This is a genomic window from Psychrobacillus sp. FSL K6-1415 (genome assembly GCF_038003185.1).
Taxonomy (GTDB): domain Bacteria; phylum Bacillota; class Bacilli; order Bacillales_A; family Planococcaceae; genus Psychrobacillus; species Psychrobacillus psychrodurans.
This window is the reverse complement of record NZ_JBBOOQ010000001.1, coordinates 1,513,660-1,527,718: the sequence shown is the minus strand read 5'-3', so window position 1 is coordinate 1,527,718 and position 14,059 is coordinate 1,513,660. Positions and strand designations below refer to the sequence as shown.

The 14,059-nt window shown below is 37.2% G+C and carries 12 protein-coding genes; all 12 read right to left on the bottom strand.

Features of this window, described 5'->3' with window-relative positions:
- Nucleotides 1–60: 60 nt before the first annotated feature.
- The 12 genes from rbfA to MKY60_RS07075 all read right to left on the bottom strand — a co-directional run bounded on the left by rbfA (nucleotide 61) and on the right by MKY60_RS07075 (nucleotide 13,905).
- On the bottom strand, nucleotides 61–402 hold the full coding sequence (rbfA, locus tag MKY60_RS07130; RefSeq protein WP_090562463.1) for a 30S ribosome-binding factor RbfA: 342 nt from the start codon (nucleotides 400–402) through the stop codon (nucleotides 61–63).
- A gap of 22 nt (nucleotides 403–424) precedes the next feature.
- Complete coding sequence (locus MKY60_RS07125; RefSeq protein ID WP_090562467.1) at nucleotides 425–703, bottom strand: DUF503 domain-containing protein; 279 nt, start codon at nucleotides 701–703, stop codon at nucleotides 425–427.
- A complete protein-coding gene (gene infB / locus MKY60_RS07120) occupies nucleotides 703–3,069 on the bottom strand; it encodes a translation initiation factor IF-2 (RefSeq protein WP_090562470.1) in 2,367 nt (788 codons plus the stop codon). Before infB ends, MKY60_RS07125 begins: the two co-directional genes overlap by 1 nt.
- Before the next feature lie 4 nt (nucleotides 3,070–3,073).
- Complete coding sequence (locus tag MKY60_RS07115; protein ID WP_090562473.1) at nucleotides 3,074–3,394, bottom strand: YlxQ family RNA-binding protein; 321 nt, start codon at nucleotides 3,392–3,394, stop codon at nucleotides 3,074–3,076.
- Nucleotides 3,391–3,669 (bottom strand): RNase P modulator RnpM, encoded by a 279-nt coding sequence (gene rnpM, locus MKY60_RS07110; protein WP_090562476.1) that lies wholly within the window; start codon nucleotides 3,667–3,669, stop codon nucleotides 3,391–3,393. The genes MKY60_RS07115 and rnpM overlap by 4 nt, the downstream gene beginning before the upstream one ends.
- A gap of 19 nt (nucleotides 3,670–3,688) precedes the next feature.
- On the bottom strand, nucleotides 3,689–4,822 hold the full coding sequence (nusA, locus tag MKY60_RS07105) for a transcription termination factor NusA (protein ID WP_090562479.1): 1,134 nt from the start codon (nucleotides 4,820–4,822) through the stop codon (nucleotides 3,689–3,691).
- A gap of 22 nt (nucleotides 4,823–4,844) precedes the next feature.
- Nucleotides 4,845–5,324 carry a ribosome maturation factor RimP gene (gene rimP / locus MKY60_RS07100; protein ID WP_090562482.1) on the bottom strand — a complete coding sequence of 160 codons (480 nt, stop codon included), beginning with the start codon at nucleotides 5,322–5,324 and terminating at the stop codon, nucleotides 4,845–4,847.
- 134 nt (nucleotides 5,325–5,458) lie between these two features.
- Nucleotides 5,459–9,772: a PolC-type DNA polymerase III gene (locus MKY60_RS07095; RefSeq protein ID WP_340929263.1), complete on the bottom strand. Its 4,314-nt coding sequence runs from the start codon at nucleotides 9,770–9,772 to the stop codon at nucleotides 5,459–5,461.
- A 73-nt stretch (nucleotides 9,773–9,845) separates the two neighbouring features.
- Complete coding sequence (gene rseP / locus MKY60_RS07090; protein WP_340929261.1) at nucleotides 9,846–11,111, bottom strand: RIP metalloprotease RseP; 1,266 nt, start codon at nucleotides 11,109–11,111, stop codon at nucleotides 9,846–9,848.
- Nucleotides 11,112–11,156: 45 nt separating this feature from the next.
- Nucleotides 11,157–12,305: a 1-deoxy-D-xylulose-5-phosphate reductoisomerase gene (gene dxr, locus MKY60_RS07085; RefSeq protein ID WP_340929259.1), complete on the bottom strand. Its 1,149-nt coding sequence runs from the start codon at nucleotides 12,303–12,305 to the stop codon at nucleotides 11,157–11,159.
- Between the two features lie 17 nt (nucleotides 12,306–12,322).
- On the bottom strand, nucleotides 12,323–13,114 hold the full coding sequence (locus tag MKY60_RS07080; protein ID WP_340929257.1) for a phosphatidate cytidylyltransferase: 792 nt from the start codon (nucleotides 13,112–13,114) through the stop codon (nucleotides 12,323–12,325).
- Nucleotides 13,111–13,905 carry an isoprenyl transferase gene (locus tag MKY60_RS07075; RefSeq protein WP_340929255.1) on the bottom strand — a complete coding sequence of 265 codons (795 nt, stop codon included), beginning with the start codon at nucleotides 13,903–13,905 and terminating at the stop codon, nucleotides 13,111–13,113. The genes MKY60_RS07080 and MKY60_RS07075 overlap by 4 nt, the downstream gene beginning before the upstream one ends.
- Between the last annotated feature and the right edge of the window lie 154 nt (nucleotides 13,906–14,059).

Genomic DNA, 14,059 nt, shown 5'->3' with positions numbered 1-14,059 from the left:
CCCGGTATATAACAAAGAAGTCTGCTTCAATAAAATAAGCAGACTTCTTTGTTTGTTTTATTACTCAGATGGTTTATTAATTTGTCTTAATAAATCATCGATACGATTACCATAAGCTGCAGATTCATCATATTCAAAGATTAGTTCAGGCGTAATACGTAAGCGAATACGCTGCCCAATTTCCGAACGAATAAATCCTTTCGCTTTTTCTAATGCTTTTAAAGTATCAGCACGGTTTCCTTCAAGGACTGTAATGTAAATAGTCGCTTGTTGTAAATCACCAGTAACAGCTACATCCGTTACTGTGATAAAACCGATACGTGGGTCCTTTAACTTACGTCCGATTATTTCGCCCAACTCTTTTTTCATTTGTTCAGCAACTCGGTTAGCACGCATTGACATGATCGCTACACCTCATTTTCATTTATAAATATTCTTTACTTATATTAATGCATTCCCATTCAGGATTAGATTCGAGAAAACGGATGGCGTTCATAAGCTCTCGTTCAGCTGCATCTTTTTGTGAGGCAATTGAAACGATTCCTATAGTAGTACGCTGCCATGTATCTTGATGATCTAATTCTGAAATAGAAACATTATACTTCTGTTTTGTTCTAGTGAGCATTCGTTGAAGGACTGCTCGCTTTTCTTTTAAAGAATGTGCAGTAGGAATGAGAAATTCGCAATCTGCATATACAATCATTATCGTTTAATTTCTTCCATGATATACGCCTCTACGATATCGCCTTCTTTGATATCATTAAAGCCTTTAATAGTAATACCACATTCATATCCTTTAGCAACCTCTTTTGCATCATCCTTGAAGCGTTTTAGTGTATCAAGTTCACCTTCAAAAATAACGATTCCGTCACGAATGACACGAACACCACTATCTCTAGAAATTTTACCCTCTGTAACGTAGGAACCAGCAATCGTACCAACTTTAGATACTTTGAAAGTTTCACGAACTTCCGCTTGACCGATGATTTTTTCTTGGAATTCTGGGTCAAGAAGTCCCTTCATCGCATATTCAATTTCTTCGATTACTTTATAGATAATACGGTGCAGACGAATATCTACGCCTTCTTGATCTGCCATACGTTTAGCATTTGTATCTGGACGTACGTTAAATCCAATAACAATTGCATTCGATGCAGCTGCTAAGCTAATATCTGATTCTGTAATAGCTCCTGCTCCAGTGTGAATGATGCGGACATTAACACCTTCAACATCAATTTTCATAAGGGAAGCAGCCATAGCTTCAACAGTACCTTGAACGTCTGCTTTAACGATTAAGTTTAACTCTTTCATTTCACCTTGTTTCATTTGATCAAATAAATTGTCTAATGTCACACGAGTTTTTTCTGAACGTTGAGTTACTTGAGCTTCTGATGCACGGGATTCTCCAACTTGACGAGCTGTTTTTTCATCTTCAAATACGACAAAACGATCACCCGCTTGAGGGACTTCGTTTAAACCAGTAATCTCTACTGGAGTAGATGGACCTGCTTCTTTCACACGACGACCAAGATCATTAACCATTGCTCTTACACGGCCAAATGCATGACCAACAACGATAGGATCTCCAACTTTTAACGTACCATCTTGAACTAACAATGTAGCAACAGAACCTCTACCCTTGTCAAGTTGTGCTTCAATTACAGTTCCTAATGCAAGGCGATTTGGATTTGCTTTTAACTCTCCAACCTCAGACACAAGTAATACCATTTCTAATAGATTTTCGATTCCTTCACCTTTAAGGGCTGAAATTGGCACGAAGATTGTTTCTCCACCCCATGCTTCTGGAACTAATCCATGCTCTGTTAACTCCTGCATAACACGGTCAGGGTTAGCAGATGGTTTATCCATCTTATTAACTGCAACGATAATTGGAACCTCAGCTGCTTTAGCATGGTTAATGGCTTCTACAGTTTGAGGCATAACACCATCATCTGCTGCAACTACCAGAATCGTAATATCCGTAATTTTCGCACCACGTGCACGCATTGTTGTAAATGCAGCATGTCCTGGTGTATCTAAGAACGTAATCTTTTTGTCATTATCAATAATCTGGTAGGCACCGATATGTTGAGTAATACCGCCTGCTTCCCCTGCAGTTACTTTTGTATTACGGATTGAGTCAAGAAGGGTTGTTTTACCATGGTCAACGTGCCCCATAATTGTAACCACTGGTGGACGCTCCGATTGCTTAGTACTGTCTTCTGGAGTAGGATCGAAGTGAACTTCTAAATCAGTAATATCGATTCGAATTTCTTCTTCCACTTCTACACCATAGTCTGCACAAATAAGTTCGATTGCATCCTTATCTAACACTTGATTTATTGTCGCCATTACGCCAAGTAGGAATAACTTTTTGATGATTTCTGCTGGTTCACGACCAATTTTTTTCGAAAGTTCTAGAACAGTTAAAGAATCGGTAAACGTAATTTTCTCTGGAAGTTCGCGTTCTTTTCTTGGTACTGGTGGTTGAACTGGTGTAGTAGGACCTTTTCTACGTTTTTGGAATTTTTGACCAGGTCTATTACCACCTGGACGATTTTGACCACCCGGACGATAAGCACCAGCTGGAGCTTTGTTGTTAGTAAATGTCTTTTTGGGTTGGTTATTACTTCCTTGTGTGCTACTAGCTTGAGTATTAGTACCTGATGTACCAGGTTTTGTATTCGATTGGTTAGCCGGTCTAGATTGTCCCTGTGAAGCTGGTCTTTGTTGACCTTGGTTAGCTGGTCTCGACTGTCCTTGTGATGTTGGTCTTTGTTGACCTTGGTTAGACGGTCTCGACTGTCCTTGTGATGAAGACCTTTGCTGTTGACCTTGATTAGTTGGTCTTGATTGATTTTGTTGTACTGGTTTTGAAGATGTTTGAGCAGGTTTAGTTGTTTGCTGTGTAGACTTTTTATAAATACCATCAAGTTTTTTGATAGCTTCACCTTCAAGTGTTGACATATGATTCGTTACTTGAATATTCATCTTTCCTAGTTGCTCAATAACTTCTTTACTTGATTTATCTATTTGTTTCGCGTATTCATGAACTCTGATTTTAGTCATTAGCTCACCCCCGGTTATATTCGTTGAGAAGGCCGGACAGTTTTTTAGCGAAACCGTCATCCATAATGGCTATTGCCACCCTGGCCTCTTTTCCCGTCGCATGTCCGAGATCGTGCCGGTCTCCAAAGACATGCAGCTCAACGTTAAAAGATGCACATTTATCGTTAATTTTTTTTGCTGTATTTTTAGAAGCATCATTCGATAAAACAACTAGTTTTGCCTTTTGGCTTCTTATTTCTTTAACTACTAATTCTTCACCAGTTATTGTCTTTCTTGCTCGAGTTGCTAAACCCAATAGATTAGATATTTGTTCTCCTAAAGTCATTTGAGTTTTTCTCTTTCAATAATGACAATTAACTGATCGTATATTTCATTTGGAATTGGTGCTTCTAAATGAGTGCCTAATGAATTTTTCTTTTTCGCTTGGTTTACCGCTTCGATAGATTTAGATACATAAGCTCCACGACCTGATTTTTTACCAGTTAGGTCCACAGATACTTCTCCTTCTTTCGAACGGACGATACGAATCATTTCTTTTTTCGGAAACATTTCACCAGTAGCAACACATTTACGTAACGGTATTTTCTTTTGAACCGCCATACAAAATCACCATCCTTGCTTATTCTTCTTCTTTATAAAAATCGAAATCATCCAATTCTTCTTCATCCAAGTTTTCTATTATAAGTTGTGGAGAATTTTCATTTGGATAAATTCCAAGTTCTCTTGCATCTGTTTCACTTTTAATATCAATCTTCCATCCAGTTAGTTTTGCTGCAAGACGAGCATTTTGACCTCTTTTGCCAATTGCAAGAGATAACTGATAATCTGGAACTACAACAGTTGTAGATTTTTCTTCTTCATTTACTTGAACGTCAATAACTTTAGAAGGACTTAGTGCATTTGCTACAAACACTACCGGATCTTCAGACCATTCAACTATGTCAATTTTCTCTCCACTTAGCTCATTTACAATTGTTTGTACTCGAGCTCCTTTTGCACCAACACAAGAACCAACTGGATCTATTTCATCATTATGTGCAAAAACAGAAATTTTAGAGCGGTCCCCTGCTTCACGAGCAATAGACTTAATCTCGACAATACCTTCAAAGATTTCTGGTACTTCCATTTCAAACAGGCGACGAAGTAAGCCTGGGTGTGTTCTAGAAACGAATACTTGAGGACCACGTGTTGTGCGTTCTACTTTTGTAATATACACTTTTATGCGTTCATGAGGTCGGTATGTCTCTGTTTGAATTTGTTCATTCGCAGGTAGTACTGCCTCTACTTTTCCTAATCCCACGTATATATTTCGTGCATCTAATCGTTCCACAATACCATTTACGATATCATCTTCACGATCCACATATTCTTCGTAAATAAGACCACGTTCAGCTTCACGGACACGTTGAGTTACAACTTGTTTAGCTGTTTGAGCAGCAATACGACCAAAATTACGTGGAGTTACTTCCTCTTCCACTACATCACCAATTGCATAATGTGGGTTTATAACTCGAGCATCCTCTAAAGAAATTTGCAAGCGATCGTCCGCAACTTCTTCTACTACATCTTTTCTTGAATAAACCAGCATAGTACCAGTAGCTAAGTTAATATCCACTCGAACATTTTGGGCTTGGTTAAAATTTCTTTTGTAAGCTGTTACTAAAGCAGCTTCTATTGCTTCTATTAAAACATCTCTTGAAATTCCCTTTTGTTGTTCGAGCGCTGTTAACGCGTCTAATAATTCACTACTCACTGCTTTCACTCCTCCATATACGTTATGCAGAGAAATCAATTGCTAAACGAGCAAGCGCAATTTTCTCTTTTTCAATTTGAATTTTAACTCTTCTAGTTTTAACTCGTACTTCAATTAATGCGCCTTCTTCTATTGAATATGAAAGTAATGTCCCTTCAAATTCCTTTGCCCCGTTCACTGGTTCGTATGTTTTGATGTAAACATATTTACCAATTGCCTTCGTAAAGTCAGCATCTTTTTTCAAAGGTCGTTCTGCTCCTGGAGAAGAAACCTCTAAAAAGTAATTTTCCGATATCGGATCTTCTACATCTAGCTTTTCACTTAACTTTTCACTAACTTGAGCGCATTGTTCAATATCTATACCGCCAGTTGGAGTATCGATATAAATACGTAAAAACCAATCTCGGCCTTCTTTTACATATTCTATATCTACAAGATCTAAATTTAACTCTTGTAAAATAGGCGATACAAGCTCTTCAATTTTACTTGTAATATTACTCATATAAGCCTCCTACACAACAATGATTTTCTATATAACAACAGAAAAGAGCGGGAAATCCCACTCTTTCGTCACAGAACTATGAAACATTGGTAGTTTTATATTACCATACATCATGTAGCCTTGCAAATTTCCTACTAAAACAGTGAAAGCTGATTGGCATCTGGTAACCCTTCTAAACAGCCCATCGTATCCATATAATCGATGATTGTCTTCGACACTTTACCTCTCTGCTGAAGGTCTTCCTTCGATAAAAATTCACCATCAATTCTTGCTTTAGCAATTTGGAAAGCAACATTTGTGCCTAATCCTGGTATCGAATTAAAAGGAGGAATTAACGTATTTCCTTCAATTTTAAATTCATTGGCATGCGATTTGTATAAATCCACTTTTTGGATTTTAATACCTCTTTCGGACATTTCAAGCGCAATTTCTAACACCGTTGATAAACTCTTTTCCTTTGGAGATGCTTCCAAACCCTTCGCATTTATTTCATCTAATTTAGCACGAATTGTATGAGATCCATTAACCATAGAGATTAAGTCAAAATCAGATGCTCTTACTGTCAAATACGCTGCATAATATAGTATGGGGTAATGAACTTTAAAATATGCAATACGAACTGCCATTAAAACATACGCGGCAGCATGGGCTTTCGGGAACATGTATTTAATTTTTTTACAGGATTCAATATACCAATTGGCAACTCCCTGTTTCTTCATCTCTGCTTCAAATTCTGGAGTAAGTCCTTTCCCTTTCCGGACGGACTCCATGATCTTAAACGCTAAAGAAGGCTCTAACCCTTGATAGATCAAATAAACCATAATATCATCTCGGCATCCAATTACGTCCGAAAGCTGACAGGTGCCAGCTTGGATCAGTTCCTGAGCATTTCCAAGCCATACATCTGTACCGTGAGATAACCCAGATATTTGGACTAACTCAGAAAATGTAGATGGCTTTGTTTCTTCTAGCATTTGACGAACAAAACGAGTTCCGAATTCCGGAATTCCTAATGTACCTGTTTTACAGTCAATTTGCTCTTCGGTTACACCTAACGATGCCGTTCCACTAAATATCTTCATTACTTCTGGATCATCAGTTGGAATTGTTTTTGGATCAATACCAGATAGATCTTGAAGCATACGTATAACAGTTGGATCATCGTGCCCCAGAATATCTAGTTTTAACAAATTATCATGAATGGAATGGAAATCAAAATGAGTTGTTTTCCATTCGGAGTCTTGGGCATCTGCAGGAAACTGTATTGGTGTAAAGTCATATATATCCATATAGTCTGGAACAACAATTATACCACCTGGATGCTGACCAGTGTTTCGCTTAACTCCAGTACAGCCCTGTACTAAACGATCGATTTCCGCACCACGAAGAGCTATATTATTATCATTCATATAGCCTCTGACATATCCATAGGCTGTTTTTTCAGCTACTGTTCCAATTGTACCAGCACGAAATACATAATCCTCGCCGAATAATTCCTTCGTATAGTTATGTGCAATAGGTTGATACTCACCGCTAAAGTTTAAATCTATGTCGGGTACTTTATCTCCTTTGAATCCTAGGAAAGTTTCAAACGGAATATCTTGTCCATCTTTTACATAAGGAGTATCACATTTAATACAATTTTTGTTTGGTAAGTCGAAGCCAGAACCAACTGACCCGTCCTGGAAAAACTCTGAATGCTGACAACTAGGACATACATAATGAGGTGGTAACGGGTTTACTTCTGTAATTTCAGTCATTGTTGCTACAAGAGAAGAACCTACCGAACCCCTTGAACCAACCAAATAACCATCATTTAATGATTTTTTTACTAATTTATGAGATATCAAATAAATAACAGCAAAACCATGACCTATAATGGATTTTAGCTCTTTCTCAATTCGTGCTTCAACTATTTCAGGCAGTTCTTCCCCATAGATTTCTTTAGCTTTAGAATAAGTAAGAGTTCTTACTTCCTCATCTGCTCCTTCAATCTTGGGTGTATATAAATCATCTTTTATTGGTTTAATGTCTTCAAGTGAATCTGCTATTTTTTGAGGATTAGTAATTACAATCTCTTTTGCCAGGTCTTCTCCAAGAAACGCAAAGGCATCTAACATTTCATTGGTCGTACGGAAATGTACTTTAGGTAGCCCATGACGATTTAGTGGATTGGCCCCACCTTGTGAGTTTACTAATATTTTTCTAAAAATAGCGTCATTTTCATGCAAGTAATGCACATTACCGGTTGCTGCAACTGGTAAATTTAGTTTTTTACCAAGTTTAATCATTTTACGGATGATATCTTCTAAATTCCATTCATCTCTAACTAATTCTGCTTCGATTAAATGTGCGTATACCTCTTTAGGATGTATTTCTAAATAATCATAGAACTGAGCAATCTCTTCTACTTGTTCTAATGGTTTTTGCATGAGTCCCTCAAAAACCTCTCCTTTATCGCATCCCGATCCAATGATTAGACCTTCTCTATGTTTTTGAAGCACAGATCTTTTTAATCTTGGTACACGATAGAATGTAGTAGTATGAGCAAGGGACACTAATTTAAACAGGTTTTTTAAACCTATTTCATTTTTAGCTAAAATTGTACAATGAGTTGGCCTAGCTCGTTTATAAGAGTCACCTTGTCCAATATGCTTGTTAAAATCATCGTGGTACACTATTTTGTGTTCTTCTGCTTCTTTTAATAAATGAAGCAATAAATAACCTGTTGCTTCACAGTCAAAGATTGCACGGTGGGCTTGTGTGAGCTCAATATTGAATTTTTTAGTTAGAGTTCCAAGTCGATGGGACTTCATCTCTGGATGTAAAAAACGAGCAAGCTCCAAAGTGTCTATAACTGGGTGATTGAAATGTTCTATTCCTGTTCTACGATATCCCTCGTACAAGAATCCCATATCAAAAGATGCATTATGTGCAACAATAATGCCATCTCCAATAAACTCATAGAAGTCTTTAATAACCTGTTCTATCTCAGGTGCATTTCGAACCATTTCATCTGTAATTCCAGTTAACTCAATGGTTGTTGCAGAAAGTGCATGATGCGGATTTACAAATCGTTCAAACTTATCTATTATATTGCCGTTTTGCATTTTTACAGCGGCCAATTCAATTATTTTATCGTAAGTTGCAGATAACCCTGTAGTTTCAACGTCAAATACAATATAGACAGCATCTTCTAATGCAGTATGTTGCTCATCATAAGCAATAGGAACCCCATCGTGTACAAGATTCGCTTCTAATCCATATAGAATTTTAATGCCATTCTTTTTCCCTGCAGCATACGCCTCTGGAAATGACTGCAAATTAGCATGATCTGTAATAGCTATAGCCTTATGCCCCCACTTAGCTGCTTGCGAAACTAGTGATGAAACTGAAGAAACAGCATCCATTTGACTCATCGGTGTATGAAGATGTAATTCTACTCGTTTTTCTTTCGCTGTATCCATTCGGACCATCGGATTTATCTCGTTCATATCTTGTGCCATAATGATTAAATCTCGTACAAATGTATCGTTTTGCACTGAACCTCTAACCTTTATCCACATACCTCTCTGCAGTCGTTCCATCATTTGAGCATCTTCTTTATCTCTAGAGAACATCTTCACTAATATGGAGTCTGTATAATCGGTAACTTTTGCAGTTAGAAGTGAACGGCCACTTCGCAACTCTTTAACTTCTACATCGAATACAAATCCTTCAATCGTCACTCTACGTTCTTCATCCTGGATTGTTTTTATATCGATAATAGGCTCATCTTTTTTAAGCGGTACCCCCAGTTGGAAAGGTCCGTCTGTATTTTGGTTTCCATTTTCCTGTCTATTTTGATCGCGTTTTTGCATATCTTCTAACGCTTTTTGACCAAGCATCTCTTCTTCTAAACGTCGCTGTTCTAGAAACTCCAACTGCGCTTTAGCAATTGCTTCAGTATCTTCTACTAATCGGAAGTCGAAGGCTATTTTAGGAAATCCAAACCCGACATATACATCCGATAATTGTTCGATATATTTCTTTTTAAAAGTACGTAATTCAATCTCCTGTCCACAGGTTAAATGAATCATCTGACCGTTCCATTCAGGTTGTTGTTTTAATAAGCGTTCTTTTAAAGGTGGAGCCATATCACTTAACTCTTTAAGAACTAACGGCCAATATTGATTGATCAACTCCTGTGAAACTTGATTTCCATTACTTTTAATAGTTAGCAATATATTAGCTATACCAGAAAACTTTTCTATTAGCCTTGTTTGGAGTATCGTAAATACATCTATAGGTAGTATAGCCTCTAATTGAATTTGAAAATCCCATTGCCTATTTTTCTTATGTACAGTGAATCGATCAATCGAAGCATGTTCAAAATGCTTTACGAAAGAATCCTCTGTTAAATCCAGCTGTTGCAATAACAAATGCATCCTCATTTTCCCGTCATCCATAACTCTTACCCCTCCTTACTCCAAAGATAAAGGAAGGAAGTTCAGATAGTTGAACTTCCCCCCTTTAGAATTTTTACCCATTAAAGAAAAACCTTTGTATGTCATTCCATGTAACGACAACCATTAATACCATGAGCAGCATAATCCCTACAAAGTGGACCATACCTTCTTTTTGTTTATCTACCGGTTTCCCTCGTAAAGCTTCAAACAAGAAGAATAACAATCTACCTCCATCTAATGCTGGTAATGGCAACAGGTTCATAATACCAAGATTTATACTAAGTATTGCAGCCCAGTGCATTAAATTGTATACACCATATTGAGCAACTTTTTCTGTCGCTTTATATATACCTACTGGCCCTGATAAATCATCAATGGAGAAATTACCAGTTATTAATGTACCGAGTATCGTAAATATACGTTTAGTCCATTCATATGTCTGTTCTGCTCCAAAAACAACTGCCTTGGCTGGATTTTTTTCCATAGGACTAGTGTATTGAACACCAATTTGCCCAACTTTTTCTTTCTCTACTACCGCTTCATTTGGTGTCATAGATAGATTTACTTCTTGTCCATCACGTTCAACTGTAAATTCCATCAGTTCATTTGAACTAACCTTCACTTTTTCTGATAGTTCGTCCCATGTAGTAATTGAGATTCCATCTATTTTGGTAACTAAATCACCATCTTGCATACCTGCTTGTGCAGCAGGACTGTCTTTAACTACAGTTGTTATGACAGGTTCATATGTTGGAACTCCTTGGAATAAACCAAGTGCTAAGAAAATGAAAAAGGATAGGATAAAGTTAAAAAGTGGTCCTGCAAAAATAGTCATCGTACGTTGTCCGACTGACTTGGAACCGAATTGACGATCCGCAGGTGCAATTATTGTTTCATTGCCCTTTTCATTGATGATAGCATTTCGTGCTACCTTATATCGCACTAACTTTTCTTCTTCATTGTATCCTTCGATAAACATTTGATCTGTTAAATTAGATCTTTCTACTTCTAAAAATAACATATCTGGAAACTGTTTGTTTTGATTTAATAAAATTTGATCGATTTCATCTAAATCATTCAAATGTATTCCTAAACGAAAACCTGGCTGTAGTTCAACGGAGTCCATATCTTCACCGGCCATACGGACATATCCACCAATTGGCAATAAGCGTAGTGTATAAAGAGTCTCGCCTTTTGTATATCCAAAGATTTTAGGTCCCATACCAATCGCAAACTCACGGACCATAATTCCTGCTCTTTTAGCAAAGATAAAATGCCCTAGCTCATGGAAAAATACAATACTTCCAAATATAATTATAAACGCAATGGCTGTCTCCATTATATCCCACCTTTAGTTTCTAGCTGATTATGCTTTCACATCTCATCATTTTACCATGTTCTCAACGGATTTTCTTGTTTTTGCATCTACATGTAGAATTGTTTCCAAATCTGGATCTGAAAGGTTCTCATGCTCATTCATTGCTCGTTCAATTAACTCATCAATTGTTAAGAAGCCAATTTTTTGTTGTAAAAACAAAGATACAGCTGCTTCATTTGCAGCATTTAGCACAGTTGTCATTGTACCACCTGCTCGTCCTGCATCGATGGCCAATTTCAATGCATGATAACGCGTGTAATCCATCTCTTCAAAATGTAATTTCCCTATTTGAGCTAGATTAAGACGCGGTGCGTTTTGTCTTGTCAATCTCTCTGGATAAGACAATGCATATTGAATTGGTACACGCATATCCGGTGTTCCTAGCTGTGCAATAACACTAGTATCTTGGAATTCAACCATCGAATGGATAATACTTTCTCGGTGAAGCAACACTTCAATGTCATCATAAGCAATATCAAAAAGTACTTTCGCCTCGATTACTTCCAGACCTTTGTTCATCATCGTGGCTGAATCAATCGTAATTTTCGAACCCATCGACCAGTTCGGATGATTAAGTGCATCCTGTACTGTTACATTTTTCAGCTCTTCCCGAGTACGGTCACGAAAACTTCCACCAGATGCAGTAATTATTAGCTTTGCAATTTCCGATCGTTTTTCTCCGTTCATTGCCTGAAATAATGCTGAATGCTCACTGTCTACTGGTAGAATAGGTACATTATATTCCTTTGCAGCTTTCATTACTAAATGACCTGCAGTTACTAGTGTCTCTTTATTAGCAATTGCAATTGTTATTCCTTGTTTGATAGCTTCTAATGTTGGTCTTAAACCCACACTACCTAAAACTGCATTCACTAAAACATCCGCATCAGCATGGGCAGCAACTTGTACTAATCCATGGTCACCAAAAACTATTTCGATTTGAGGAAACTCTTTTCCCAATTGAATAGCATCCTCTTCAGATAAAACAGAAACTAAAGGGACAGCAAAGTCTCGAATTATTTGCTTTGTAGTTTCTATATTTTTCCCCGCTGAAAATGCTACTAGTTGGAACTGATCTGGATGTTCTTTTATTATATCCAGTGTTTGTATCCCGATAGAACCAGTGGCTCCTAATAAACTTATTCTTTTCACCATGAAATAATGTCGTCTCCTTATATAAAATGTAAAAAGTGAAGAAGCGGTAAGACAAATAAAATACTGTCAAAACGATCCAAAATTCCACCGTGACCTGGCAACAGATTACCAGAATCTTTCACATTATAATGTCTTTTTATCGCTGATTCCACTAGGTCTCCCAGTTGTCCGAATATAGATGCAACAATAGTAATTCCTATTAAAACTAGTATCGATGAAGTAAGTGGGCTGATCCATTGAATGATAAAAGCAGTAATTAACGCCCATATGATTCCTCCAACAAATCCTTCTACCGTCTTATTTGGAGAAATTTCAGGCCATAATTTCCTTTTCCCGATTTTTCGACCTGTAAAATAAGCACCAGAATCTGTTGTCCATACAATAAGCAATGCAAAGATAACGTATGCCAAGCCTTCATTTCTTGTTTCAATAAAATAATAAAAACCAATTCCAACGTAAAGTGTACTCAAAATTACAAATGCAGCATCATCAAAAGTAAAACGATTTTTTACTAATACTGTATAGATTAACACTAAGAAAACTCCAACAAACAACCATTCTAATTTCGTGTGACCTGTATATGTTAATATCTCTTCCGCAAAGGATGACGGCAATAATAATAGAAACAGGAGTAGAAACGAAACTAAACCAGCAAATGAAAATATACTTATACCCTTCATACGCAGCATTTCATGCAAGCCAACTGCTGCTATTATGTATACTAATATCGTGAAAACAGACCCGCCTAATAAAACAATCGGGAGGAATAGTGCTAACGCAATAGCACCAGTTATAATTCGTTGTTTCAATTCACTTCTTCCCCCTTAAGTCCACCGTATCTTCTATTTCTTTTTTGATAGCTTTCGATAGCCTCTAACAGACAAGCTTCATCAAAGTCAGGCCATAACGTATCTGTAAACCAAAACTCAGTGTAAGCAAGCTGCCATAGCATGAAATTGCTCAGTCGCACCTCGCCACTCGTTCGAATAAGAAGGTCAGGTTCAGACAAGTCTTTAGTCATTAAATGACTGTTCAATAACTCTTCCGTAATTTCTTCTTCGGAAATTTCATCTTGCTCTATTTGCTTGGCAATACGTTTGACCGCTTGAACAATTTCATTTCTACTTCCATAGTTCAAAGCAAAATTAAGTATAAGACCATCATTTTTTGCGGTTTCCTCAACCGCTTTGTTAATAGCTCTTTTAGTATGCTCAGGTAGCACATCTAAATTCCCCATCATTCGGACTTGAACATTTTGCTCGATTAGCTCTGGTAAATACGTCCCTAAAAATTCTTCGGGGAGCCGCATTAAAAAGTCGACTTCCATTTTCGGACGCTTCCAATTTTCTGTTGAAAAAGCATACAAAGTTAACGTGTCGATTCCTACTTCATTGGCGAATCGAGTTATTTTTTTCACAGTCTTCATACCTTCATGATGTCCAGCAATACGGGGAAGAGACCTCTTTTTTGCCCATCTCCCGTTCCCATCCATAATAATCGCAATATGGCATGGCAATTGTTCTTTTTGGGCATTTTCTTTTCGTTCATCTAAATGAATATCGATTCTTTTATCATTTTTACGAATAAGTTTTTTAAACATTTAGAAACCCCCAATCTAAACCAAGTCGAACGTCTATACCTATCATATCAAAAAAACGTACATATAAAAAGACGTCCCCTTCAAAGGACGCCTTTTTTAAATAAAAGTTCAAAGGTGCTTAACCAAAGTACTTCAGTAAAAAAGATATTGGTAT